The following is a 24,181-nucleotide window of genomic DNA, read 5'->3' as shown; positions in this document are numbered from 1 at the left end:
CACCTCGCGCCGGTCGACGTCTTCGCTGCGATGGCCGCCGACGGCCGCGGCGTGCTCTCTCACCTCGCCTCCTGGGCGGCCTACTTCGGGCTCGTTCTCGGCGGCTTCCTCGCCCTTTTCTCCGTCGTCCTCGCGACGGCGATCGTCTCGGAGTCGCACGGTTGGACGATGGCTTCGGCGGTGGGGCTGATCTTCGTCGTCGGCAACGGCCTCTTTCTCTTCGGGCCGCGGCTCGCGGCCGTCGCCCGCTACACCCGCGACCTGCGCCAGGGGGGGCAGGCGCTCTTCTGGACCCTGGGTGCAGAGGCGTTGGCCATCACGGCTATCCTGTGGGTCACGTTCCGCCTGTACGAGAGGAAGAAGAGCTTTCTCTAGCCGATGCTCGATTTCGCCACGCTCTACGCCGAACATGCCCGCGACGTGCAGCGCTTCGCGCTGTTTCTCTCGGGCGATCCGGCGCTCGCCGACGACATCACCTCCGAGACCTTCATCCGAGCCTGGGGAGCGCAGGACCGCTTCGATCTCGCGAGCGTCCGGGGCTATCTCCTCGCCATCGCGCGCAACCTCCACCTGCACGAGATGCGCCGTCACCGCGCGCGCCCCGGCCTCCCCCTCGACGCGGAGGGCTCGCTCGAGCTCGCCACCGAGGAAGTGTCGCCCGAGCGCCGGGCCACGGCGCGCAGTGAGCTTTCCCGGGTCCTTGCTGAGCTCCAGAAGCTGCCGGAGGTCGACCGCGCCGCGCTCCTCATGCGGGCCGAGGATCAGCTCCCGTACGACGAGATCGCTCGCGCCCTCGGCCTCAGTCTTTCCGCCACGAAGGTGAAGATCCATCGCGCGCGCCTTCGCCTCGCCGAGGCGCGCCAGGTTGACTCGAGAATGGAGACCCCGTGATGAACCTCGATCCCGCCGTGATCCAGGACCTCCTGCCGCTCTACCTCGCCGGTGAGGCGAGTCCGGCGACGCGCAAGCTCGTCGAGGAGCACCTTGCCGCAAACCCGGACCTGGCGCGCCTGGCGCGTGCCGCCTCCGACCCGGAGCTCTCCCGATTCGGTGGGCCCACCACTCTTCCGACGCCGAGCGCCGGGAAGTCGGCGCTCGACGCCACCCGCCGGCTCCTTCGTCGCCGGTCCTGGCTCATGGGTTGCGCGATCTTCACCACCGTTCTGCCGTTCTCCGTTCAAGGCAACCAGAACGGGATCCAGTTTTTCCTCCTGCGTGATGCGCCCGCGACCGCGACGGTGTCGTTCGTCCTTGCCTCCCTGCTGTGGGTCGCCTTCTGGCGTGTCTCGCGGCGGCTCCGGGTGACCGGCCTCTAGCCTGACATTCTCACCAGACTTCTACTGCGGCGCCGCATCTGCCCATGCCGGCTGCGTTGCGCTCACGACCCGTCCACAGGACGGGTACCCCGCCTGCTCGACGTACTGAAAGTACGTCTGCGCGGGCCTCGGTCGCGACGCCTTGCCGTCACGGGCATCTGCCACGCCTCGCGACGAAGCCGGTGAGAAGGTCAGGCTAAGCCTCTTCCCGCCCCGAAGGGTGGGAGCGCGACTCCTCCGCCGGGGCGTTTCATGGTCGTTTCGCGCTTGAAACGATTCGTCACGGAGTCGATGCCATGACGATCCTCTCGCGACGACGTTTTCTGCAGATCGGTGCCGGGGCCGCAGGGGCGGGCGCGGCAGCGGCCTTCACCCCCGGGACGCCGGCTTGGGCCGGCTTCTTCGGACCCGCGCAACCGGGTGATCGCATCGAAACAGTCCCCACCTACTGCGACCTCTGCTTCTGGAAATGCGGCGCGATCGCCACCAAGAAGAACGGCCGGCTGTGGAAGATCGAGGGTAACCCGGCCGATCCGCTTTCGCGCGGCCGGCTCTGCCCGCGCGGCACCGGCGGCGTCGGGACCTACTACGACACCGACCGCCTGCGCTCGCCCCTCCTGCGCAAGAAGAACCGCGGCGAGGACGATTGGGTCGAGGTGACCTGGGACGAGGCGCTCGAGTTCATCGCCGAGAAGCTTCAGAAGCTCAAGGCCGAGCACGGGCCGGAAGCGCTCGCCTTCTTCAGCCACGGCATCGGCGGCAATTTTCTCAAGCACACCTTCAAGGCGTTCGGAACGCCGAATCTCGTCGCGCCCTCCTACGCCCAGTGCCGCGGGCCGCGCGATGTCGGCTTCCAGTTGACGTTCGGCGAGGAGATTTCGACCCCGGAACGGACCGACATCTCGAAGGCCCGCTGCCTGGTTCTCGTCGGCTCCCATCTCGGCGAGAACATGCACAACAGCCAGGTGCAGGAGTTCGCCGAGGCGATCGGCGCGGGCGCCACGGTGATCGTCGTGGACCCCCGATTCTCGGTGGCCGCGGGCAAGGCGAAGCACTACCTGCCGATCAAGCCGGGCACCGACATCGCCCTGCTCCTCGCCTGGATGAACGTGCTGGTCGCCGAGAACCTCTACGACCGCGAGTTCGTCGAGACCCATGGCTTCGGCTTCGACGCCTTCCGGGCCGAGATCGCCGCCTACACGCCGGAGTGGGCCTACCCGATCACCACCATCGAGCCCGAGGCGATCCGCGCCACCGCGCGCGAGATGGCGCGGCATCGTCCGGCGACGTTGCTCCATCCCGGACGGCATGTCACCTGGTACGGCGACGACGCGCAGCGCAGCCGGGCCATCGCCCTGGTGAACGCGTTGCTCGGAAACTGGGGCAGGGAGGGCGGCTTCTACTTTCCGGCCTCGTTCGCCCTTGCGAAGTACCCCTATCCCCCCTACCCGCACGGCGAGCGCGGCGCCGTCGACAATCCGGATGCGAAGTACCCGTTCGCGGACCTCGGGCTGACCAACGGCATCCGCGCCGCGACGATCTCCGGGGCGCCCTATCCGATCAAGGGCTGGTTCGTCTACGCGACGAACCTGCTGCAGGCGCTGCCCAACCAGGAGGAGACGATCCGCGCCATCCAGGCGCTCGATCTCATGGTGGTCGTCGACGTCGTGCCGTCGGAGATCGCTGGCTGGGCCGACGTCGTTCTGCCCGAATCGGTCTATCTCGAGCGCTACGACGATTTCAACACCGAGGCGTTCCGCGAGCCTTTCGTCTCGCTGCGCCAGCCGGTCATGGAAGCCCCCGACGACCAGCGCCCGAACTGGTGGATCGCGCGCGAGCTGGCGGGAAAGCTCGGGCTCGGCGCTTTCTATCCGTGGACGAACGTCGAGGAGTACCTCGAGGCGCGCCTCGCAGGCACCGGACTCACGCTGGCGGAGATGAAGAAGAAGGGAGTCGTGGTCGGGCCGCATCGCCCGATCAACGTCGAAGAGGGCCACGCTCTCGAGTTCCCGACGCCCTCGGGAAAGGTCGAATTCTGGTCGACGCAGCTCGCCGAGAAGGGGTTCGACGCGGTGCCGAAGTACACCCCGCACGCCGAGCCGCCGGCCGGCTACTTCCGCCTGCTCTTCGGCCGCGCTCCGGTCCACACCTTCTCCCGCACCCAGACGAATCCGCTGCTGCATGAGGCCATGCCGGAGAACGAGGTCTGGATCCATTCCGACGTCGCCCGCCGCTGGGGGCTCGAGAACGGGAAGCCCGTGCGGCTGGTGAACCAGGACGGCGTCGTGTCGCTGCCGGTCAAGGTCAAGGCGACCGAGCGCATCCGCACCGACTGCGTCTACATGGTGCACGGTTTCGGACATATCGCGAAGGGGTTGAAGCGCACGGCAGGCAGGGGAGCGTCCGATGCGCAGCTGATCTCGCGCTATGCCGTCGATCCGCTGATGGGCGGCACCGGCATGAACGTCAACTTCGTCACCTTCCAGCCGGCCGCCGGCGAGGAGGCCTGAGCATGGCTCGCTTCGGCATGGTGATCGACACCAAGCGCTGCGTCGGCTGCATGGATTGCGTCGTCGCCTGCAAGACCGAGAATCAGGTGCCCGAAGGGTTCAACCGCGACTGGATCACGACCGAGGTGCGCGGCAAGTTCCCGACCCTCTCGATGGAGACCCGCACCGAGCGCTGCAACCACTGCGACAACCCGCCGTGCGTGACCTGCTGTCCGACCGGCGCCTCGCATGTCGAAGAGTTCGGCAAGATCGTCCTCGTCACCCACGACCTGTGCATCGGCTGCAAGGCCTGCCTCGCCTCCTGCCCCTACGACGCGCGCTTCATCCACCCGGAGGGTTACGCCGACAAGTGCACGTTCTGCATCCACCGGGTGAAGGAGGGCAAGGACCCCGCCTGCGTCGCGGTCTGCCCGACCCGCTGCATGCATTTCGGCGACCTCGACGACCCCCAGTCGGAGGTCTCCCGCCTGCTCGCCGCGCGCGTCCACCACGCGCTCATTCCCGAAGCCGGCACGAAGCCGCGTATCTTCTATCTGACCTGAAGGAGACCGACGTGATCGAGCTCACCACGACACGCGCCAACCATCTCGTCGACCCGGTGCTCGAGGTCTGGGCCTGGCAGATCCCGGTCTACCTCTTCCTCGGCGGCCTGGTCGCCGGGATGATGATCATCTCGGGCTACTTCCTCTTCTCCGGCCGCTTCAAGAACACTCGTTCCGCCTGCTTCGTACTTCCGGGAATGAGCCTCGTTCTGCTCTCGCTCGGGATGTTCGCTCTCTTCCTCGATCTCGAGCACAAGCTCTACGTCTGGCGGCTCTACACCACTTTCGAGTGGCGCTCGCCGATGTCCTGGGGGGCGTGGATTCTGGTGCTGGTCTACCCGGCGCTCGTCGCCAATCTTCTGCTGCGCGTGCCCGCGCCGCTGCGCGCCCGGGTGCCGGCGCTGGGTGAGCTCTCCGACCGCCTCGTAGCACGCCCGGAGCTGCTGCGCTGGATCGGGTCGATGAACATGATCTGGGGCGGCCTCCTGGGGATCTACACCGGCGTCCTGCTCTCGGCCCTGGGCGCCCGGCCGCTGTGGAACAGTGCGCTCCTCGGTCCGCTCTTCCTGGTCTCCGGTATCTCGGCTGCCGCCGCACTCGTCCACCTCATCGCTCCCGACGTCGGCGAGCGCGAGCTCCTGGCCAAAGCGGATAACGGCTTCCTGATCGCCGAACTGGTCTTCATCACGCTCTTCCTCATCGGCCTCGTCTCTTCGACCGATGCGCACGTCCAGGCTGCCGGACTCCTCCTCGGCGGACCCTTCAGCGCACTCTTCTGGGTCGGAGTGATCGGCCTCGGGATCGTCCTGCCGCTCACGATCCAGCTTCTCGCCGTGCAGCATCGTGTCGCACACACGCCGATCGCCCCGCTGCTGGTGATCGCGGGTGGTCTCGCGCTGCGTTTCGTCCTCGTGCAGGCGGGCCAGGTCAGTCACTGGACCCGCGTTCCAGGTCTCTGAACAGCGATCACCGATCTTGGAGGTGGACCGCATGTCCTCCGATTCGCATTCCGCTCATCGGGCGCCCGCGCCCTACATGAACCCCTATCTCGCCGGCATCGGCCTAGGCCTCGTGCTCCTCGCCTCGTTCGTCGTCATGGGGCGCGGGCTCGGTGCTTCCGGTGCCTTCTCGTCCGCCTGCGCGGTAGCCGTCAACGCCGTGGCGCCGGCGCACGCCCAGGGCAACAGCTTCTGGAGTGAGTACCTCGCGGGCGGCGTCGGCCATCCGCTCAAGGACTTTCTGGTCTTCGAAGTCCTGGGCGTCCTCGTCGGCGGGTTCTTCTCGGGCCTCCTCGCCGGCCGGGTTCGCCGGACGGTCGACAAGGGACCGCGCATCTCGACCCGGGGGCGCTTTGCCCTCGCTTTCGCCGGCGGCCTTCTGATGGGAATCGGCGCCAAGCTGGCGCGCGGCTGCACCAGCGGCCAGGCCCTGACCGGCGGGGCTCTGCTCTCCGCCGGGGGATGGGCCTTCATGATGATGGTCTTCGCCGGCGGCTACGGTGCCGCCTGGATGGTGAGGAGGCAGTGGCAATGAACGCGCCCTTCTTCAAGTTCGGGATGTTCGGCGACGAGACCTCCCTGATCGTCGCCTGCGCCATCGGCATCGGCTTCGGGTTCTTCCTCGAACAGGCCGGATTCGGTTCGGCGAAGAAGCTCACCGATCAGTTCTACTTCAAGGACATGGCGGTCTTCCGGGTGATGTTCACCGCCATCGTCACCGCCATGCTCGGCCTGTTCTACCTCGCTGCCATCGGCTGGGTCGATCTCTCGCTGGTCTACATCCAGCCGACCTACCTCTGGCCGCAGATCGTCGGTGGTCTCCTGCTCGGCGTCGGCTTCGTGGTCGGCGGCTACTGCCCGGGCACCTCCGTGGTCGCGATGGCGACCGGCAAGGTCGACGCGCTGGTCAATCTCGCCGGAATCTGTGCCGGGATCTTCGTCATCGGCGAGGCCTGGCCGTCGATCGCCGGCTTCACCGAATCGTCGAACCTCGGCCGGCTGACGCTGCCCGAGGTCTTCCACCTGCCGATGGGGCTGATCGTGCTGCTCGTCGTGCTCATGGCGGTCGGTGGCTTCTGGGGCGCGGGCGCCCTCGAGCGCCGGTTCGCGAAGCGACCGGCAAAGGAGAATCCGTGAGCCTTCCGAGGCTCGACCGCCTCACGGGCAATCAGAGGCTGGCGCTTCTCGCCGTGGTGCTGGGGCTGGGCGCGCTCGTGATCGGCACCCCCCGCAGCGGCAAGATCGTGCTCGACGAGCGCGAGTTGGCGGCGATCGTCGAAGGGGAGCTCGACCATGTCACCCCCGACGAGCTTGCCGACTGGATCGTCGCCGGCCGGCAGGACTTCCGCCTGATCGACCTGCGCACCGCGGCGGAGTACGCCGAGTACCGGATTCCGCAGGCGGAGAACCTCGCGATCACCGCGCTTGCCGATGCGGACCTGGCACGCAACGAGAAGATCGTCCTCTACTCGGCCGAGGGGATCCACTCGGCCCAGGCCTGGTTTCTCCTCAAGGCGAAGAAGTTCCCGGCGGTCTACATCCTGCTCGGCGGTCTCAAACAGTGGACCGAGCAGGTCGTCTTTCCGGAGTCGCCGGCGGAGAGTGCGGGTCCGGTCGAGCGCATCGCCTTCGCGAAAGCGGCGGAGCGCGCCAAGTACTTCGGTGGGGCGCCGCGCGCAGCGGCTGTCGCGGGCGCGCTGGCGCCAGCGCCGGGCGCCAGCGGCGATATCGGCGCCAGCGCTCCGGGGCTGCCCAAGGTCGTGCCGCCGCCGGCGCCGGCGCCGGGGGGGGCCGCGGCGAAGAAGAAGAAAGAGGGCTGTTGAGGTTGGAGACGAGGCGGCCGCTATGACCGAGACGATTCGAAAGCCGATGTCGCCCACGCCCGAGGAGATCGCCTGGAGCGGTGTCGCCACCTCTTTCGCCGCGTTCGGTCGGGTCTTCCTCTGCCTCGACCGCGAGTTCCGCGTCGTGCATGCCTCCTATGTGTTGGACGACCTGGCGGGCGCGGGTACGGCGGCCGCGGTCGTCGAGCGGCCGATCGACGAGCTCATCGGCGGCGAGCTCTTCGCCGAGGGCGGCGCCCTGCGCGCGGCGCTCCTCGCGGGCGAGCGGCGCGAGGGCTGGCGGGCAGTCGTTACCGGCGCCGGTGGGCTGCAGCGCCTCGCGGCCCTCTCGGCCGCACCGATCTGTCCGCCGCCGGAGGTGGCCTGCGATCCGCGCGTCGCCTTCGCGGTCATCCTGCGACCAGCCGAGGAGGATCTGCCGGCGGTGCTCGGTGGACCGTCGGCGTTCAGCGGGATCGTCGCGCGCTCGCCCGCCATGCAGAAGATCTTCGCGCTGATCGAGAACCTGCGCGAGAGCGATGCCACGATCCTGCTCTCGGGCGAGAGCGGGGTGGGGAAGGAGGTCGTGGCACGGGCGATCCACGAGCACTCGCCGCGCCGCGGGAAGCCGTTCGTGGCGGTCAACTGCGGCGCCCTGCCCGGTGAGCTCCTCGAGAGTGAGATGTTCGGGCATGTGCGGGGCGCCTTCACCGGGGCCCTGCGCGACCGCATGGGGCGCTTCGAGGTCGCCTCCGAGGGGACGCTCCTGCTCGACGAGGTTGGCGATCTCCCGCTGCCGCTGCAGGTGAAGCTCCTGCGCGTGCTGCAGGACGGCTCGTTCGAGCGCGTCGGCGAGAACCGCACGCGGGTGAGCCGGGCGCGGGTGATCGCTGCCACCCACATCGATCTGGCGCGTGCGGTGCGCGAAGGCCGCTTCCGCGAAGATCTGTACTACCGCCTGCGCGTCGTGCCGATCGACATCCCGCCCCTCACCCGCCGCGGCGAGGACATCGAGCCGCTGGCGCGCGCGATTCTCGCTCGCGTCGCCGCGCGCCAGGGCCGGGCGCTGCGTCTGTCGCCTGACGCGCTGCGCGACCTCCTTGCCCACGACTGGCCGGGCAACGTCCGTGAGCTCGAGAACGCGCTCGAGTATGCGGTGGCGATTTGCCACGGCCAGACGATCCTCCCCGAGGATCTTCCGACTCTGGCCCGCCGCGCGTCGCTCGAGGAGGTGGCCTTGCCGGGAGCTCGCTTGGAGCCGCACACCGAGAGCGTCGAGCACTCCGCGCCGCCTCCAGCCGGGAGCATCGCGCTGGCGCGACGACGGCTCGAGGCCGAAGAGCTTCGCCGGGCGCTCGACTCGCACAGCTGGCGGCGCGCCGAGGCTGCGCGGGCGCTCGGCATGAGCCGCACGACGCTCTGGCGCAAGATGCGCGAGCACGGCTTCGTCGCCTGACCGCCTTCTTCCTTCCCGTATTGCGGCGCCGCCCGGCGAAGTCGGCTCGCGGGCTGCGGCTTGCTTCCGGGAACTGTTCGCCCGCCTCGGGTCTCTTCCTCATTGGTGACCCACTCTGCCGCAGATCCGAGCGCCCCGACGCCTGAGCTCCGAGAGCTTCCGCACCTTGGAGGATTGCGCCCCGGCGCCGCGGCCCGGCTCCTGGTGACACGGGTCACCCGTCCCACAGCGACAGCGAAACTCAGTGCGAGGCAAGTCCCATGAGAAAGATCCTGGTCATCCTGGTGGCGCTGGCAGCGGCAATCGGTTTCTCCGTTCTCACTCTGCGTCCGGCCGGTCCGGCCCCGAAGCCGCTCGACAAGTTGCGAGAGGAGCACAAGGTCAAGTCCGGTCCCGCTGTCGATCATGCCCGCTTCGAACAGCTCGCGGGGCCCTTCGAGCGGCCACAGGAGGTCACTGCAGCCTGCATTGGCTGCCACAACTCGCGCCACACCGAGGTCATGGCGTCGTCGCACTGGAACTGGGAGCGTCTCGAGTACATCGAGGGCAAGGGGATCCGGGCGGTCGGCAAGAAGAACATCCTCAATAACTTCTGTATCGGAGTCGCCGGGAGCCAGCAGACCTGCGACAGCTGTCATGTCGGCTACGGCTGGGCTGATGCCTCTTTCGACCTCACCGACCCGCGGAACGTCGATTGCCTCGCTTGTCACGACAACGGCGGCGACTACGCCAAGAAGAGCGGAGGCGCAGGCATGCCCGCTCCCGACCTCGACCTGGCGAAGGTGGCGCGGGCTGTTGGCCGACCGCAGCGGGCCAACTGCGGCGCCTGCCACTTTCTCGGCGGCGGCGGCAACAACGTCAAGCACGGCGATCTGGAGGTAGCACTTCTCGACACCAGCCGGGACGTCGACGTTCACATGGCGTCCGATGGCGGCGACATGTCGTGCGTCGAATGTCATCGCGCCGAGAACCACCAGATGCTCGGCAAGGCCTACTCGCTTTCGTCGATGAACCGCGACCGGGTGGAGTGCGAAAGCTGCCACGGCGCCTTGCCCCACGAGGACAAGATCCTCAACCAGCACGGCTACAAGGTCGCCTGTCAGACCTGTCACATTCCGAGCTACGCCAAGGTCGCCGCTACCAAGCTCCGGTGGGACTGGTCGACCGCCGGTTCGTTGCGCGACGGGAAGCCCTACCAGGAGGTGGACGAGGCGGGCAATCCGACCTACATGTCGACCAAGGGCAGCTTCGTCTGGGGCAAGGACGTGCGTCCCGAGTACACCTGGTTCAACGGCACCGCATCGCACTACCTGCTGGGGGACGAGTTCGATCCTTCCCAGCCCCTCGTCCTCAACCCCCTCTTCGGCGACTACGAAGACCCGGACGCCAGGATCGTTCCGGTCAAGATCCACCGCGCTCGGCAGATCTACGACGTCCTGAACCGGATCCTGATCCAGCCCAAGCTCTTTTCCGCAGCAGCAGGCGACAGCGGGTATTGGAAGGAGTTCGACTGGGACAGGGCGGCCACCGCCGGCATGAACGAGGTCGGACTTGCGTACAGCGGCAGTTACGGTTTCGCTGCGACCGAGATGAACTGGCCGGTCAATCACATGGTCGCGCCGAAGGAGCAGGCGGTCGCGTGCGACGAGTGCCACCGGCGCGAGGGTGGACGGCTCGCGACTCTCGGCGGCTTCTACCTGCCGGGGAGGGATCGCAGTCGCTGGCTCGACGGTCTCGGCGCGACAATGCTGCTTTCGACTCTGGTGGCCGTCGTTCTTCATGGCGGGGCACGCCTTTGGTTCCGGCGCCGGCGCCGGGGAGAGAACTGAGATGAAACGCGAGCTCGTCTACCCTGCCTTCGGCCGCTTCTGGCACTGGACGCAGGCCCTCCTGATTCTCTTCCTGGCCATCACCGGGTTCGAAATCCACGGCTCGATCTCGTTCTTCGGATTCGGGCAGGCCGTGCATCTCCACAGCGCGGCCGCGACGGCGTTCCTCGTCCTCATCGCATTCGCGGTCTTCTGGCACTTCACGACCGACGAATGGCGCCAGTACCTGCCGACCTGGAAGAACCTCCGGGCGCAGGCGGAGTACTACCTGTTCGGGATCTTCCAGGATGCTCCGCATCCGACCCGGAAGAGCCGGCTGCAGAAACTCAATCCCCTCCAGAAGCTCACCTACGCTGGATTGAAGATCCTCGTGATCCCGGTCGTGGTCGTCTCGGGTCTGCTCTACATGTTCTTCCGCTATCCCCAGCGCTACGAAGTGCTCGCCCTGGACGTCCAGGCGCTCGAACCGATCGCCTTGATTCACACGGCGGGAGCGTTCGCGCTGCTCGCCTTCCTCGTCGCCCACCTCTATCTCACGACCACCGGCCGCACGATCACTTCCAACCTCAAGGCGATGGTCACGGGTTGGGAGGAGATCGAAGAAGACGCGCCCACGGTCGCATCTTCCTCACCCTCATCCACCGACTCGTCTACGAAGGCAGAACACCAGGTGCATCCATGAACAACGGACCGATGAATCCCTACCTGGCCGGATTCCTCCTCGGCCTGGTGCTCCTCGCGACGATCTTCGTCACCGGGCGCGGCCTCGGCGCGAGCGGTGCGTCGAAGAACGTCGTCGTCGCCGCGGTCGGCGCGGTGGCCCCGGACCATGCTGCAGCAAACCCCTTCTATGCCAAGGTCCTGGGGCCGGGCCACGAGAGCCCGCTGAAAGGCTGGCTGGTCTTCGAGATCGCTGGCGTCCTGCTCGGGGCCTTCGTCTCCGGCTTGGCCTCCGACCGCTTGAAGCTGGTGACCGAGCGCGGTCCGCGCGTCGCCGTTTGGAGCCGGCTCACCTTCGCACTCCTGGGCGGCTCGCTCTTCGGCGTCGGGGCGCAGCTCGCGCGCGGCTGCACGAGCGGCGCGGCGCTCTCGGGTATGGCCGTGCTCTCGGTGGCCGGCTTCCTCACCATGTTTGCCATCTTCGGCACCGGCTTCGCGTTCTCCTGGGCCACCCGCGGCCTCTGGTTGCAGCGCAACGGGGAGCGGTGACGCGATGGGGCCCCTGGTTCCGGATCTGATCTCCGACGAGCTCAACCTCGTTGTCGCGCTCGTTCTCGGGTTTCTCTTCGGCTGGGTGCTGGAGCAGGCCGGATTCTCGTCGTCGCGACGCCTCGTCGGCGTTTTCTACGGCTACGACCTGACGGTCCTCCGCGTCTTCTTCACCGCCGCCGTCACCGCCGCGCTCGGCGTGCTGCTGCTCGCTTCGGCTGGCCTGCTCGATCTGCGCGCGGTCTTCGTGAATCCGACCTGGTTCTGGCCCGCGATCGCAGGGGGAGTTCTCATGGGCTTCGGCTTTCTCCTCGGCGGCTACTGCCCCGGCACCAGTTTCTGCGGTGCCGCGATCGGGAAGATCGACGCCATGGTCTTCTCGGCGGGCGGCCTGCTCGGCATCTTCGCCTATGCGGAGCTCTTCCCGAGGCTTCAGGCTTTTGCCGACTCGACGGCCCTGGGACCCCTGCAGGTCCCTGAGTGGCTCGGGATCTCGCCCGGGCTCTTCGTCCTCTTGTTGGCGGCGGCGGCGGTGCTCATCTTCGCCGTCGGCGGCAGGATCGAGCGCAGAATCGCTCCGTCCACGGCGCCGTCGATCGCCTTTCCGGCAAGGCGACATGCCGTTGCTGCGGCGAGCCTGCTCACCATCGCCCTCTTCGCGGCCCTCCTCCCGGGGCGAACGGCGCGCCTGGAGGCGAAGGTGAAGAACGAAGGGTACGTCCCCCGCCATGCGGTGCGGTCGATGACGCCCGACGAACTGGCGTTCCGGCTCGTCGACCGCGATCCCCGGACCCGCGTTTTCGACCTGCGCGACGAAGCCGCGCGCGCGGCGCATCCCATGCCGGGCGCGACGCCGGTTCCAGCCGCTGCGATTCTCGAGAAGCAGTGGCAGGCCGAGTTTGGCTCCCGCCACGTGAGGAAGATCCTGATCGCGGCGACCGAGGACGAGGCGCGCTTCTCCGCGTACCTTCTGGGCGAGGCCGGCTACGAGAATCTTGCGATCCTGGCCGGAGGCTACGAGTCCTTCGAGCGCACGATCCTCGCGAATACGGCGGGCGCAGCGGATGAGGGGCGCCACGCGCCCGACGTCGCACGCTTCCGGGGACAGGCGCAGGCGACCCTTCTCGAGCGGATCCGGTTGGAGCGCGAAGCGCCGAGCGCGCCGCGCGCGGCGCCGAAGACGGTGAAGGGCGGTTGCTGAAGACGAGTCACTTCGCGTCTGCGGCTGACCCTGTTTCAGAAACTGTTTCAGGGCGCAACGGCCCGTTGCAACGCCGCGTTTCTTTCTCTTCGGGCGAAGTCGATGGGGACCGGGCAAGGGCTGTGTTTTCAGCGGGTTGACGTTCCGGCACGAGTGCTGCGATCCGACTCTGCGGGAAGGGGTCGAAGATGCCGAGACGCACCCTGCCGGGACGCGAGGTCGAGATCGACGACAGCGGCTTTCTCGTCGACTCGCTCGCCTGGACCCCGGAGATCGCCGAGCAGATGGCCCGGGAGAGCGGCCTGGAAGAGCTCAGCCCGCGCCACTGGCGGGTACTTCTCTGCTGCCGCGAGGCGGCGGCGCGCGAGGGGCACTCTCCTGACCTCTGTGCGGTCGTCCGGCTTGCCGGCCTGCCGATCCTCGAGCTCCATCGCCTCTTCCGGCAGCGCCCTTTCGAGTTGATGACGAAGATCGCCGGCCTTCCCAAGCCTCCTCAGTGCAACCACGAGCCATGACCATTCCGCTTCAAACGTCGAAGGGAGTCATCGGATGAACCTCTACCGCAATGCCTGCATCGGGATCACGCTCTTCCTTGCCGCCGCCGTCGCCACGCAGGCGACGAACGGCCTCTATCTCACCGGCTACGGCCCCGAGGAGCTCGGCCGCGGCGGTGCCAACCTCGCCGTGTCGGACCGCTCGCTCGGCCTGAACTCGAATCCGGCCGGAATCGCGCAGCTCCAGGGGGACCACTTCACGGCCAGCCTGGCGGTACTCGCGCCGACGCTCGAGTTCGAGAACATGGTCAATCAACCGACGGACGCGTCGAGCCGCTACTTCCCGCTGCCCGCCTTCGCCTGGGTGCGCTCGGGGAAGGAGACGCCGTGGGCCTGGGGGGTCGGGTTCATCGCCCAGGGCGGAATGGGAGCGACCTTCGACGACCTCAACACCTTCTTCGGCACCCAGGACCAGACTTATACCCAGGTGCGATTCATGACGATCTCGCCGACCGTCGCCTACTCCTTCTCCGAGGACCTCGCGATCGGCGCGACGCTCAACCTCGGCTATGCCGACGCGGCGTTCCGCTTCTTCCCCGACACCTCTTTCTTCAACACCCAGAATCCGCAGATGAGCTTCTTCGGACCGAAGATGGAGGATGCCGGCGGCCTGCAGACGAGCCTGCGGCTCGGCGGCTGGTGGCGCCCGAATCCGCGCTGGTCGTTCGGCGCGATCTACCAGACGAAGACCAGCAGTACTTTCGACGGCGGCACCTTGCGGGTCAACTTCCAGCAGATGCCGGGGCTCGGCCAGAAGGTCGACTACGAGGCCGAGATGGACGGCTTCACCTTCGCCGCCCAGGCCGGCGTCGGCACGGCGGTGCGGGTGACCGACAACTGGCAGCTGCTGGTCGACGTCAAGCGCTATTTCTGGGACAGCGCCATCGACACGATCCAGGTCATCGGCACCGATCCGTCAGTGGCGGGGGCGCCGGCTCGCGTCGAGCTGCCGTTCGTCTTCAACTGGAAGGACGTCTGGGTCTTCGCGCTGGGCAGCGAATGGCGGACGAGCGACGAGTGGACGCTGCGTGCCGGCTACAACTACGGCGAGAACCCGGTCCCCGACGAAACCCTGACGCCGCTCTTCCCGGCGACGACCGAGCATCACCTGTCGGTCGGCGCGAGCGTGCTCAGGGGCAGCGTCACTTATGAGTTTGCCCTCGAGCATGCGTTGAACGCCTCGAACACCAACAACAACACCGACCCGATGGTGAACCCCTTCGGCCCCGGAGCGCGAGTCGACCACAGCCAGTGGACGGTTGCCTTCGGGATCTCGTGGGCGAAGTCGCGGTCGAGCCATTGACGGAGGACGCCATGAAACGATCGAGAATCCTCGCCGCAGCAGCAATGACGGCCGCCGCCGCTCTGTTCGCCGGTACCCTCGCCTCGGGCAGCGAAAAGGTCGGGAAGCAGGAGGGCATCTCCTGCACGGTCTGCCACGACAAGCCGGGCAGCAAGCTCCTCACCGATCAGGGGAAGTACTACGAGACGATGCGCACCCTCGCTGGCTTCGAGGATCTGAAGGCGACCTTCGGTGCCTGCACCAGCTGCCACGTCACCAAGCCCGGCTCGAAGAAGCTCACCGCCAAGGGCAAGGAGTTCCAGGGCCTCGTGAAGGACATGGAGGGGCTCGGCACCTGGATGCAGGAGCACCATCCCAAAGCGCCAGCTCCGGAGGCGGGCGCCGCTGCGCCGGCCGAGCCGAAGGAGTAGCTCCGCCTGAAGACCGCCTCGCCCTGCGGGTCGAGTGACTCGAAGTCGTCGCGACCTGCCTGCCGGTGGCCGCCGTGAGCTCGATGAGTACGCCGGGGACACGCTCCAGCCCGGCAGGTTTGAGATGCGCGATCGTGGCGGGGTCGACGGGCTTCAGCATGTCCCCGGCTGCGGGGAGCTGCCCTTGCACCGCCGAGGTCACGATCCGCTCTGGCCGTCGCCCGTGATCCGGTGGTGGAGCTCGACCGCCTTGCCGCGGCGCAGGCGGAGGTTCAGCATCTCGACGGCGACCGAGAACGCCATCGCGAAGTAGACGTACCCCTTCGGGATGTGGAACTCGAGCCCTTCGCCGAGGAGCGAAACGCCGATCAGGATGAGGAACGAGAGCGCCAGCATCTTGACCGTCGGATGCCGCCGCACGAATTCGCTGATCGAGCCGGCGAAGAACAGCATCACCGCCACCGCGCCGATCACCGCCGCGATCATGACGCCGAGCTTGTCGGTCATGCCGACCGCCGTGATCACCGAGTCGAGCGAGAAGACGATGTCGAGCAGCAGGATCTGGGTGATGACGCCGGCGAACGCCGCCTTCGCCTTCGTCACGCGGTGGTGCTCCTCGCCCCCTTCGAGGCTGTCGTGCACCTCGAACGTCGACTTGGCGATCAGGAAGAGGCCACCCAGGATGAGGATCAGGTCGCGACCGGAAATCTCGTGCCCGACAACGGCAAAGAGCGGCGCCGTCAGCTTGGCGATCCAGGCGATCGACAGCAGCAGCAGGATGCGGATGATCATCGCGAGGCCCAGCCCGAGCTTGCGCGCCCTGCCGCGCTCGTGCTCCGGCAGTTTGTCGGCCAGGATGGCGATGAAGACCACGTTGTCGATCCCCAGAACGACTTCGAGCGCGAAGAGCGTCGCGAAGGCGATCCAGATCTGCGGGTCGGAAATCCATTCCATGGACAGTTCTCCGGAAGTCAGTTTCTTGGCTGCGTTGCGAGCGATCGAACGACGGCGGCGGCGATCCTACCCTCACCTCGCTGCGCCCGCCGAGCCGCAGGAGCAGCTCGCAGCCGGCCAGTTTTGATGTGCTAGCATCAGATGCGTGCGCACCACTCTGGATATCGATGAGGATGTTCTGCGGGCCGTCAAGGAGCGCGCCCGACGAGAAAAGCGCAGCGCAGGCGAGGTTCTGTCGGAGCTCGCGCGGGAGGCGCTGACCGGGAGCCTGCGGGGTGGAGAGATCGCCGAGACTCCGAGCTTCTACGGCTTCGAGCCGTTTCCGCATCGGGGTCCGGCGATCTCGAATGCCGTCATCGACCAACTGCGCGAGGACGAGCCCGAGTGACGAGCGCGATGTTCCGGCGCCGGGCGACGCCGGCCAGCCCGGAGAGCTTCGTCATGCGGGCGCTCCTCGACGTCAACGTCCTCATCGCGCTTTTCGATTCGGATCACATCGATCACGCCCGGGCCCGCCGATGGTTCGGGGCGGAAGTTCAGCACGGCTGGGCTTCGTGCGCTCTGACCGAGAACGGCTTCGCGCGGGTGGTCAGCCAGCCACGCTATCCGAGCCCGGTGCCGACGGCGCTCGCGATCGCCCGCCTGGCGCGCGCGACGCAGAGCGAGCACCATGAGTTCTGGCCGTGCGCCTTGAGCCTGCTCGACGAACAGGTTTTCGACCGGTCGCGAATTCACGGCCCCCGCCAGGTCACCGACGCCTACCTCCTCGCGCTGGCGGTCGCCCATGGCGGCCGACTCGTGACCTTCGACCGGACGATCGCGCTCGAATCGGTCGTCGGGGCGCGTGCGGCGAACCTCGTCGTACTCTGACCCGGACTCTCGCCGCACTGCGGCGTAAAGGTCTCGCTGACAGGGGTTTCCGGACGATTCGGGAGGCCGCTCGACCCCTACCCGATGGTATAGTTCACCTTGGCGGAGGCTCCCAAAAGGGCACCCGAAACGGGATGGGGGTGGCAAGGATGTCCGAATCCGTACCTTCCAGCACCACGGAAGTTCAGATCTTCGGAGCCACGTACCATATCCGGGGGGGCCATGGCGGGGGCAACCTGGCCGAACTGGCCGCCCAGGTCGACCGCAGGATGCGCGAGCTGGCGGGTCACGCCGTGACGGCGGACACCGGCAAACTGGCCATTCTCGTGGCGCTGAACCTGGCGGATGAACTCTCCCGGCGCGAGCAGCAGGCAGCCGGGGAGCGGAGCGAGATCGAGATGCGGGTGATGGAGCTCGCGGAGAGGCTCGAGGAAGTCCTGAAGGCCTGACTTTCGCGAGACTCCGAGCAGCCTGGGAAGGGCAACACAAGCGATACCGAGCGGCATCCTCTGAGGGGACCGTGACGAGCCGACGCACTGTAGAACCAACATTGCTACTCAGGGAGTCCGATATCCGCGCGGCCCGTGCCTGCCCGGCTCCGACCGGGACGCTGAAGGCCGCACATGAGGACACCCACCTGACGCGTTTCAGGTTCTAAACGCAGCGTCTCGCGCGGTTCCCTCAGAGGGTGCCACTTTCCTTCCGGCACTCAAGCATCACGGCCTCGCCCCGATACGCATCATGATTGTGGGGTGAGCTCATGATTTCGGCTCTATGGATCGCGGTCGCCGCGGTCGTCGTCTCTGCAGCCGTGCTGGTCTACGGGTGGTCGAGGATTCGCCATGTCGGCGAGAAGCGCCTCGCCGAGGCCGAGCGCGAAGCCGCCCGCATGCGCGAAGAGGCGCGGCGGGACAGCGAAGCCAAGCTCAAGGAGGGCGAGCTCGCGGCCAAGGAGAAGTTGCTCCAGGCCCGCACCGAGTTCGAAACCGCCTCGCGGGCGCGGCGCGGCGAGCTCGAGACCCTGGAGCGCCGCCTCACCCAGAAGGAAGACAGCCTCGACAAGAGGATGGGCGAGCTCGACCAGCGCGACAAAGAGCTCGTCGGTCGCGACCGCACCCTCACCGGGCGTGAAAGGGAGGTCGCCGGGAAGGAGGTCGAGGCCGACCGGCTGGTCGCCGAGCAGAGGAATCGCCTCGAGCAGATTGCCGGCCTGACGGCGCAGCAGGCCAAGGACGAGCTGACTCGCGGGCTCGAGAACGAGGCCCGGATCGACGCCGCCCACCTCGTGAAGCGGATCGAAGACGAGGCCCGGGAACAGGGCAACCGCAAGGCGCAGTGGCTGATGGGACTCGCCGTACAGCGTCTGGCGTCCGACTACATCTCGGAGACCACGGTCTCGGTCGTCGAGCTGCCGAGCGACGAGATGAAGGGCAGGATCATCGGCCGCGAAGGACGCAATATTCGCGCCCTCGAGCTCGCCACCGGCATCGATCTCATCGTCGACGACACTCCCGAAGCGGTCATCCTCTCGGGCTTCGACCCCTATCGTCGCGAGATCGCGCGCGTCGCGCTCGAGCGTCTGATCGCCGACGGCCGGATCCACCCGGCGCGCATCGAAGAGGTCGTCGAGAAGGTCAAGGCGGAGTTCGAGCAGCGCATCCAGCAGGAGGGCGATGCGGCCCTTCTCGAGCTCAAGATCCCCGGCATGCACCCCGAGCTGGTGAAGCTCATGGGCCGCCTGCGCTATCGCTATTCGTATGGGCAGAACGTGCTGCAGCATTCGAAGGAGGTCGCCTTCCTCGCCGCGACCATGGCGGCCGAGCTCAAGGTGAACGTCACCATCGCCAAGCGTGCCGGGCTCCTGCACGACATCGGCAAGGCCATCGACCGCGAGGTGGACGGCACCCACGTCCAGCTGGGCATCGAGCTGCTCAGGAAGTACGGCGAGTCGGAAGAGGTCGTGCACGCCATGGCCTGTCATCACGGCGACTTCGACCCGCAGACAGTCGAGGCGGTTCTGGTGACCGCCTCCGACGCCCTCTCGGCGGCCCGCCCCGGTGCCCGGCGGGAGGTCCTCGAGACCTACGTCAAGCGGCTCGAGAAGCTGGAGGAGATCGCCAACAGCTTCAAGGGGGTGCAGAAGAGCTTCGCGATCCAGGCCGGCCGCGAAGTCCGCATCATCGTCGACAGCGGCAAGATCGGCGACGAACAGGCGATCTGGCTGTCGAAGGACATCGCCAAGCGGATCGAGGCGGAGCTCACCTACCCGGGCGAGATCCGGGTCACCGTCATCCGCGAGACACGCGCCGTCGAGTTCGCGCGATGAAGCTGCTCTTCGTCGGCGACGTGATCGGCAAGCCCGGTCGTCAGGCGCTGAAACGCCTGCTGCCGAGGATGGTCGACGAGCACCGGGTCGACTACGTCGTGGTCAACATCGAGAACATGGCCGGTGGCTTCGGCGTCACGCCAGAGACCCTGGCCGAGCTCGACGAGCTGCCCATCCATGCCCTGACCACCGGCAACCATGTCTGGGACAAGAAGGAGGTCCTCGACATGCTGGTGCACGAGCCCCGGCTGGTGCGCCCGGCGAACTACCCGGAGGGTACGCCGGGGCGCGGCATCCACGTCGGCGAGACGGCGGCGGGGGTCAGGGTCGCGACGATCAACCTCGAGGGCCAGGTCTTCATGAAGAACCTCGATTCGCCCTTCCGCGTTGCGGATCGCCTTCTCGCTGAGCTCGACAAGAAGATCAAGGTCGTCTTCGTCGACTTCCACGCCGAGGCGACGAGCGAAAAGCAGGCGCTGGGCATCTATCTCGACGGCCGGGTGAGCGGCGTCGTCGGCACACACACGCACGTGCCGACGGCCGACCACCGGGTGCTGCCGCAGGGGACTGCCTTCCTGACCGACGCCGGAATGACCGGACCCTACGAAGGCGTCATCGGATTCCGCTCGGACCGCGTCCTGCAGCGCTTTCTCACCCAGATGCCGGCCGCCTTCGAAGTCGCCAAGCGCGACGTCCGGCTCGCCGCCGCGCTGATCGACATCGACGAAGCCACGGGCCGCGCCCGCGGCATCGATCGCTTTCTGGTGCCGGACGGAGGAGCCTGAGAGCCATGGCCGCCAAACCCGCTGCTATCGAAGAACTGCGCGCCGCACCCGGGCGCAAGAAGCTGTCGGTGATCGTCACCACGTTCAACGAAGAGATCAACGTTGCCGAGTGCCTCGCATCGGTGCTCTGGGCGGACGAGATCGTGCTCGTGGATTCCTTCTCGAACGACCGCACGGTGGAGATCGCCCAGACCTTCCCGATCACCGTCCTGCAGCGGCAGTATTTCGGTTCAGCGGCGCAGAAGAACTGGGCGCTCGACCGGGTCCAGCACGAGTGGGTGCTGATCATCGACGCCGACGAGCGGGTGCCCGAGCCGCTGGCGCGCGAGATTCTGACGCTGCTCGCCACCGATCCCGCGATCGACGGCTTCTACATTCGACGCGAGAACATCTTCATCGACAAGGTCATCCGGCACTCGGGCTGGTCGACCGACAAAGTCGTGCGCCTCTTCCGGCGCGCCAAAGGGCGCTATCCCAACCGCCGCGTGCACGCCGATCTGGAGATCGCTGGTCCCGTGCCGGTGCTCAGAAACCCCTTCCTGCACTACACCTTCCGCACGTTCGACCAGTACTTCGGGAAGTTCCTCAACTACGCCGAGTGGGGCGCCGCGCAGGCCTTTCGGGATGGTCGCAGGGCGGGGCTGGTGGAGCTCGTGGCGCGGCCCTGGTGGCGCTTCATGCGCACCTACTTCCTCCAGCTGGGCGTCCTGGACGGCATGCACGGCCTGGTGCTCTGCTCGCTGCAGTCGTTCGGGGTCTTCCTGAAGTACGCGCGTCTCTGGGAGTACCGTATCCGGGAGGCCCGCGGCGAGAAGGTGGATCTGCCGGCATTCGACGACAGCGAAGCGACCTGGAAGCGCCCGATCGCGTCCGATGCGCCCGTCGAAGAGGATCCGCGTCTACTCTGAGAGAGGGGCCGCCTCAAGCGGTGGGCCGCTCGCCAACAGGATGTAGCCGTCCTCGCGCTCGGCATCCCGCGCCACCTCGGCCAGGGCCAGCGGTGTTTCGAGCTGCGCGAGCGCCGGCCGGGTGATCAGCAGCCAGACTCTTCCGGGGCGCCGCACGAACGCCTGCAGCTCGGCCTCGGAGGACGGCGTCTCGGCATAGCGCCGCGTGTGGAAGACGAACCGCGGATCGAGACGCGGATAAATGGCGTAGGGCTCGCCGGGCGCGGCCCCCTCCAGGATCCTCTGCGACAGCGGCCGGGCGCTCTTCACGACGTCGAAACGCGGGAGGACCAGGAGCACCGCCGTGAGGGCGGCGGCGCCCATGCCGGTGGCGAGCGCCGCGACCACGCGCCCCGGGTGCCCGCGACGCCCGAGGAGCCAGGCGAGGAGGGAGCCCGCGAACATCAGCGCGATCACGATCGCGACCTCCGTGAGCAAGCCGGGCCCGAGCGGCTCGATTCTGGCGAGGAGCTTCGCGACACGGTCGGGTCGCTCGCGCTCGAAGAGCAGCCAGCCCACCGGAACGGCTGCGAAAAGGACCGTGAGCAGGCCTGCCGGCACGAGCGCGAAGCGCCGCAGCCGACTCCAGCTGTTGGCGATCTCGGAAAACGACCAGGCGACCAGCATCGCCATCGCCGGGAACATCTGCAGCACATACACCGTGCGCTTGGCGGGCGAGATGCTGAAGAACAGTACCGTCACGACCATCCAGCAGAGTGCGAAGAGACAGCCGCGCCGTTCGTTGGCGGTGGCGCGGCGCCAGCCGAGCCAGAGAGCGCCGGGAAGGAAGAAGATCCAGGGCAGGAAGTCCGCCGGCACGGTCGTCAGGTAGTAGTAGAACGGCTGGAAATGGTGCCAGGGATCGGCGTACCGGGTGACGTTCTGTTTGACCACCATCGTTTCGAGATAGCTCATGCCGCCGACGATGCCCCCCGGCACGAGCCATAGCAGGACGACCCCGGCCCAGATCGCCAGACCCGAAGCGATGCGCATCTCCCGCAGCCGCGCGCGCTCGCCCGAGAAGAAGGCGAAGGCGACGATCGAGAGCAGGGGCGGCAGGAGACCCACCGGTCCCTTGGCGAGCGTCCCGAAGCCGGCGGCGAGGAAGAAGAGTCGGAAGAACCCGGGTCGATGTTCGAGCCAGCCGCGCACGAAGAAGTACATCGCCAGTGTGACGAGGGCGAGGAGCAGCATGTCGATCTGGCCGACCCGGGCCTGCCAGAGGATCCGCGCCGAGGTGGCAAGGATAGCGACCGACCACCAGGCCACGCGGCGGTCGAAGAGCCGTCGGGCCATGCCGAAGAGCAGGAAGAGGGTGGCGATGCCGGCCAGGAGCGAGGGCAGCCGTGCCGCGACGGGTCCGACCTCGCCGGTCGCGAGCGAGGCGCCGGCGATCATCCAGAAGAGGAGCGGCGGCTTCTCGGAATAGACCTTCCCGTTGAGGTGCGGCACGAACCAGTCGCCGCCCTCCCGCATCTCGCGCGTCACCTCGGCGTAGCGCGGCTCGTCGGGATTCCACAGATCGCGTCCGCCGATGCCGGGCAGGAAGAGAACGAGAGCGAGGATCAGGAGGCCCAGGCGTTCGAAGAGGCTCATCGCGGCAGCGCCCCGGTGCGGGTTGCGATCTCCTCGACGTTGCCGCGGGCGATCCAGCGGGTGCCCATCCAGCGCACGGCCATGAGGTCGGCCAGCGCCCGAAAGAGCCGGTTGCCGATGCCGTACTTGGCGGTGCCGTGGAGGCGCGGCCGGTGGTTCACCGGAATCTCCGCCAACCGCGCTCCGTTCCAGCGCACCAGCGTCGGCAGGAAGCGGTGCATGCCATGGAACATCGGCAACCCCGCGAGGACCTCGCGGCGGTAGGCCTTCAGCGAGCAGCCGACGTCGCTGACCTGCTCGTCGGTGACCCAGTTGCGGACGGCGTTGGCCACCCGCGACGAGGCCCGCCGCACCCAACTGTCCCGGCGCAGCCCGCGCACCCCGGAGACGGCGTCGCAGTCGCTCGCGGCGGCCGACTCGCCGAGCCGGGCGAGCAGCGCCGGAATGTCGGCGGGATCGTTCTGTAGGTCGGCGTCGAGCGTGACGACGATCGCGCCGCGTGCCGCCGCGAAGCCGGCGGCGAGGGCGGCCGACTGCCCGGCGTTCCTGCGATGGCGGAGGATCCTCACCGTCGGATCCTCTGCCGCGAGCGCCGCCAGGACCTCGAAGCTGCCATCGTCGGAGCCGTCGTCGATGAACAGCGTCTCCCAGGTCCGTCCGGTCGGCGCGAGCGCCTGGCGGATCTCCGCCGCGAGGATGGGGAGATTCTCCGCTTCGTTGTAGAGCGGCACGACGAGCGAGAGGTGGGGCGCCGTCTCCGGGGTCACTCCCAGGCTTTCCAGGGCGCGCGGCCCGACTTCCAGAGCTCGTTCAGATGCAGCCAGTCGCGGTAGGTGTCCATCGGGTGCCAGAAGCCCTCGTGGACGAAGACCGAGAGCTCACCGTCGCGCGCCAGCTTCTGCAGCGGCTCGAGCTCGAGGAAGGTCTTCGGGTCGGAGCCTAAGTAGTCGAAGACGCGGCGATGGAAGACGAAGAAGCCGCCCGAAACGACGCCTTCGGCGACGGTCGGCTTCTCGTTGAACTCGACGACCTTGCCGCCCTCGACTTTCATCTCGCCGTAGCGCGATGTCGGGTGGACGCCGGTGACCGTGGCGATCCGACCCTGGGTGCGATGGAAGGCGATCAGGGCGTCGAGATCGACCGTGCCGACCGCGTCGCCGTAAGTGAAACAGAAGTGCTCGGCGTCGACGTAGCTCTCCACCAGTTTCAGCCGGCCGCCGGTGCCGCTGTCGGCTCCGGTCTCGGCGCAGGTGACCTGCCAGTCCTCTTCGCCGACCTGGTTGTGGAAGCGGACCTGCGGCGGGTCGCCCTTCATCGAGACCGTGAAGTCGCGCCGCATCTCGTGGTAGCGCAGGAAGTACTGCTTGATGACCCAGCCCTTGTAGCCCAGGCAGAGGATGAAGCGCTTGAAGCCGCGCAGCCCATAGAGCTTCATGATGTGCCAGAGGATCGGCTGGTCGCCGATCTCCACCATCGGCTTGGGCACGTTGTCGGTGTGCTCGCGGAGACGCGTTCCCTGGCCGCCGCAGAGGATGACGACCGGCATGTCGGC

The 24,181-nt window shown here is 67.6% G+C and carries 27 protein-coding genes and 1 other RNA gene; 24 read left to right on the top strand and 4 right to left on the bottom strand.

The annotated features are described in order from the left end of the window. From KBI44_13475 to KBI44_13395, 17 genes are all read left to right on the top strand, one after another. Nucleotides 1-375, top strand: a 375-nt coding sequence (locus KBI44_13475; GenBank protein MBP9145491.1) for a hypothetical protein, incomplete at its 5' end; no start/stop codon positions are given. A gap of 3 nt (nt 376-378) precedes the next feature. Then, entirely contained in the window at nt 379-891 is a 513-nt protein-coding gene (locus tag KBI44_13470) for an RNA polymerase sigma factor (GenBank protein MBP9145490.1), read from the top strand. Then, nucleotides 891-1,316 carry a zf-HC2 domain-containing protein gene (locus tag KBI44_13465; protein ID MBP9145489.1) on the top strand — a complete coding sequence of 142 codons (426 nt, stop codon included), beginning with the start codon at nt 891-893 and terminating at the stop codon, nt 1,314-1,316. The genes KBI44_13470 and KBI44_13465 overlap by 1 nt, the downstream gene beginning before the upstream one ends. Before the next feature lie 296 nt (nt 1,317-1,612). After that, nucleotides 1,613-3,826 (top strand): molybdopterin-dependent oxidoreductase, encoded by a 2,214-nt coding sequence (locus KBI44_13460; GenBank protein ID MBP9145488.1) that lies wholly within the window; start codon nt 1,613-1,615, stop codon nt 3,824-3,826. A 2-nt stretch (nt 3,827-3,828) separates the two neighbouring features. Next, a complete protein-coding gene (locus tag KBI44_13455) occupies nt 3,829-4,368 on the top strand; it encodes a 4Fe-4S dicluster domain-containing protein (GenBank protein MBP9145487.1) in 540 nt (179 codons plus the stop codon). An 11-nt stretch (nt 4,369-4,379) separates the two neighbouring features. After that, on the top strand, nt 4,380-5,327 hold the full coding sequence (gene nrfD, locus KBI44_13450; GenBank protein MBP9145486.1) for a polysulfide reductase NrfD: 948 nt from the start codon (nt 4,380-4,382) through the stop codon (nt 5,325-5,327). 31 nt (nt 5,328-5,358) lie between these two features. Then, on the top strand, nt 5,359-5,901 hold the full coding sequence (locus tag KBI44_13445) for a YeeE/YedE family protein (protein ID MBP9145485.1): 543 nt from the start codon (nt 5,359-5,361) through the stop codon (nt 5,899-5,901). Further along, nucleotides 5,898-6,503: a YeeE/YedE family protein gene (locus KBI44_13440; GenBank protein MBP9145484.1), complete on the top strand. Its 606-nt coding sequence runs from the start codon at nt 5,898-5,900 to the stop codon at nt 6,501-6,503. The genes KBI44_13445 and KBI44_13440 overlap by 4 nt, the downstream gene beginning before the upstream one ends. After that, nucleotides 6,500-7,189, top strand: coding sequence for a rhodanese-like domain-containing protein (locus KBI44_13435; protein ID MBP9145483.1), 690 nt, complete (start codon nt 6,500-6,502; stop codon nt 7,187-7,189). The genes KBI44_13440 and KBI44_13435 overlap by 4 nt, the downstream gene beginning before the upstream one ends. 46 nt (nt 7,190-7,235) lie before the next feature. After that, a complete protein-coding gene (locus KBI44_13430; protein MBP9145482.1) occupies nt 7,236-8,645 on the top strand; it encodes a sigma-54-dependent Fis family transcriptional regulator in 1,410 nt (469 codons plus the stop codon). A 260-nt stretch (nt 8,646-8,905) separates the two neighbouring features. Next, on the top strand, nt 8,906-10,474 hold the full coding sequence (locus tag KBI44_13425) for a tetrathionate reductase family octaheme c-type cytochrome (GenBank protein MBP9145481.1): 1,569 nt from the start codon (nt 8,906-8,908) through the stop codon (nt 10,472-10,474). A gap of 1 nt (nt 10,475) precedes the next feature. Continuing rightward, entirely contained in the window at nt 10,476-11,156 is a 681-nt protein-coding gene (locus tag KBI44_13420; GenBank protein ID MBP9145480.1) for a cytochrome b/b6 domain-containing protein, read from the top strand. Then, on the top strand, nt 11,153-11,683 hold the full coding sequence (locus tag KBI44_13415) for a YeeE/YedE family protein (protein MBP9145479.1): 531 nt from the start codon (nt 11,153-11,155) through the stop codon (nt 11,681-11,683). The genes KBI44_13420 and KBI44_13415 overlap by 4 nt, the downstream gene beginning before the upstream one ends. A 4-nt stretch (nt 11,684-11,687) precedes the next feature. After that, on the top strand, nt 11,688-12,884 hold the full coding sequence (locus KBI44_13410; GenBank protein MBP9145478.1) for a YeeE/YedE family protein: 1,197 nt from the start codon (nt 11,688-11,690) through the stop codon (nt 12,882-12,884). A 188-nt stretch (nt 12,885-13,072) separates the two neighbouring features. Next, nucleotides 13,073-13,399, top strand: coding sequence for a TusE/DsrC/DsvC family sulfur relay protein (locus tag KBI44_13405; protein ID MBP9145477.1), 327 nt, complete (start codon nt 13,073-13,075; stop codon nt 13,397-13,399). Nucleotides 13,400-13,433: 34 nt separating this feature from the next. Continuing rightward, complete coding sequence (locus KBI44_13400; protein ID MBP9145476.1) at nt 13,434-14,741, top strand: outer membrane protein transport protein; 1,308 nt, start codon at nt 13,434-13,436, stop codon at nt 14,739-14,741. Between the two features lie 11 nt (nt 14,742-14,752). Further along, nucleotides 14,753-15,151: a hypothetical protein gene (locus KBI44_13395; GenBank protein MBP9145475.1), complete on the top strand. Its 399-nt coding sequence runs from the start codon at nt 14,753-14,755 to the stop codon at nt 15,149-15,151. Between the two features lie 198 nt (nt 15,152-15,349). On the opposite strand, the gene KBI44_13390 is transcribed toward KBI44_13395, so the two are convergent. Continuing rightward, nucleotides 15,350-16,105, bottom strand: coding sequence for a TerC family protein (locus tag KBI44_13390; GenBank protein MBP9145474.1), 756 nt, complete (start codon nt 16,103-16,105; stop codon nt 15,350-15,352). A gap of 145 nt (nt 16,106-16,250) precedes the next feature. On the opposite strand from KBI44_13390, the gene KBI44_13385 reads away from it, so the two are divergent. From KBI44_13385 to KBI44_13355, 7 genes are all read left to right on the top strand, one after another. Next, a complete protein-coding gene (locus KBI44_13385; GenBank protein MBP9145473.1) occupies nt 16,251-16,493 on the top strand; it encodes an antitoxin in 243 nt (80 codons plus the stop codon). A 53-nt stretch (nt 16,494-16,546) separates the two neighbouring features. Beyond that, nucleotides 16,547-16,975 (top strand): PIN domain-containing protein, encoded by a 429-nt coding sequence (locus KBI44_13380; GenBank protein ID MBP9145472.1) that lies wholly within the window; start codon nt 16,547-16,549, stop codon nt 16,973-16,975. 149 nt (nt 16,976-17,124) lie between these two features. Next, nucleotides 17,125-17,424, top strand: a complete 300-nt coding sequence (gene zapA, locus KBI44_13375; GenBank protein MBP9145471.1) for a cell division protein ZapA — start codon at nt 17,125-17,127, stop codon at nt 17,422-17,424. Nucleotides 17,425-17,478: 54 nt separating this feature from the next. Further along, a non-coding RNA gene (ssrS, locus tag KBI44_13370) (6S RNA) lies at nt 17,479-17,667 on the top strand. A 68-nt stretch (nt 17,668-17,735) separates the two neighbouring features. Further along, complete coding sequence (rny, locus tag KBI44_13365) at nt 17,736-19,301, top strand: ribonuclease Y (protein ID MBP9145470.1); 1,566 nt, start codon at nt 17,736-17,738, stop codon at nt 19,299-19,301. Further along, nucleotides 19,298-20,086, top strand: a complete 789-nt coding sequence (locus KBI44_13360) for a TIGR00282 family metallophosphoesterase (protein ID MBP9145469.1) — start codon at nt 19,298-19,300, stop codon at nt 20,084-20,086. Before rny ends, KBI44_13360 begins: the two co-directional genes overlap by 4 nt. A 5-nt stretch (nt 20,087-20,091) precedes the next feature. Then, a complete protein-coding gene (locus KBI44_13355) occupies nt 20,092-20,994 on the top strand; it encodes a glycosyltransferase family 2 protein (GenBank protein ID MBP9145468.1) in 903 nt (300 codons plus the stop codon). Here the strand turns inward: KBI44_13355 and KBI44_13350 are convergent. Genes KBI44_13350 through rfbF form a run of 3 tightly spaced genes read right to left on the bottom strand, consistent with a single transcriptional unit; the run spans nt 20,986 to nt 24,175 of the window. Then, nucleotides 20,986-22,629 (bottom strand): glycosyltransferase family 39 protein, encoded by a 1,644-nt coding sequence (locus KBI44_13350; protein ID MBP9145467.1) that lies wholly within the window; start codon nt 22,627-22,629, stop codon nt 20,986-20,988. The two genes, KBI44_13355 and KBI44_13350, sit on opposite strands and share 9 nt — an antisense overlap. After that, complete coding sequence (locus tag KBI44_13345) at nt 22,626-23,396, bottom strand: glycosyltransferase family 2 protein (GenBank protein MBP9145466.1); 771 nt, start codon at nt 23,394-23,396, stop codon at nt 22,626-22,628. Before KBI44_13345 ends, KBI44_13350 begins: the two co-directional genes overlap by 4 nt. Further along, nucleotides 23,393-24,175: a glucose-1-phosphate cytidylyltransferase gene (rfbF, locus tag KBI44_13340; GenBank protein MBP9145465.1), complete on the bottom strand. Its 783-nt coding sequence runs from the start codon at nt 24,173-24,175 to the stop codon at nt 23,393-23,395. Before rfbF ends, KBI44_13345 begins: the two co-directional genes overlap by 4 nt. Nucleotides 24,176-24,181: the final 6 nt, after the last annotated feature.

It is taken from the genome of Thermoanaerobaculia bacterium (assembly GCA_018057705.1).
Lineage (GTDB): Bacteria > Acidobacteriota > Thermoanaerobaculia > Multivoradales > JAGPDF01 > JAGPDF01.
Note: the sequence above shows the minus strand (reverse complement) of the source record. Positions and strands in the feature narration are given on the sequence as shown.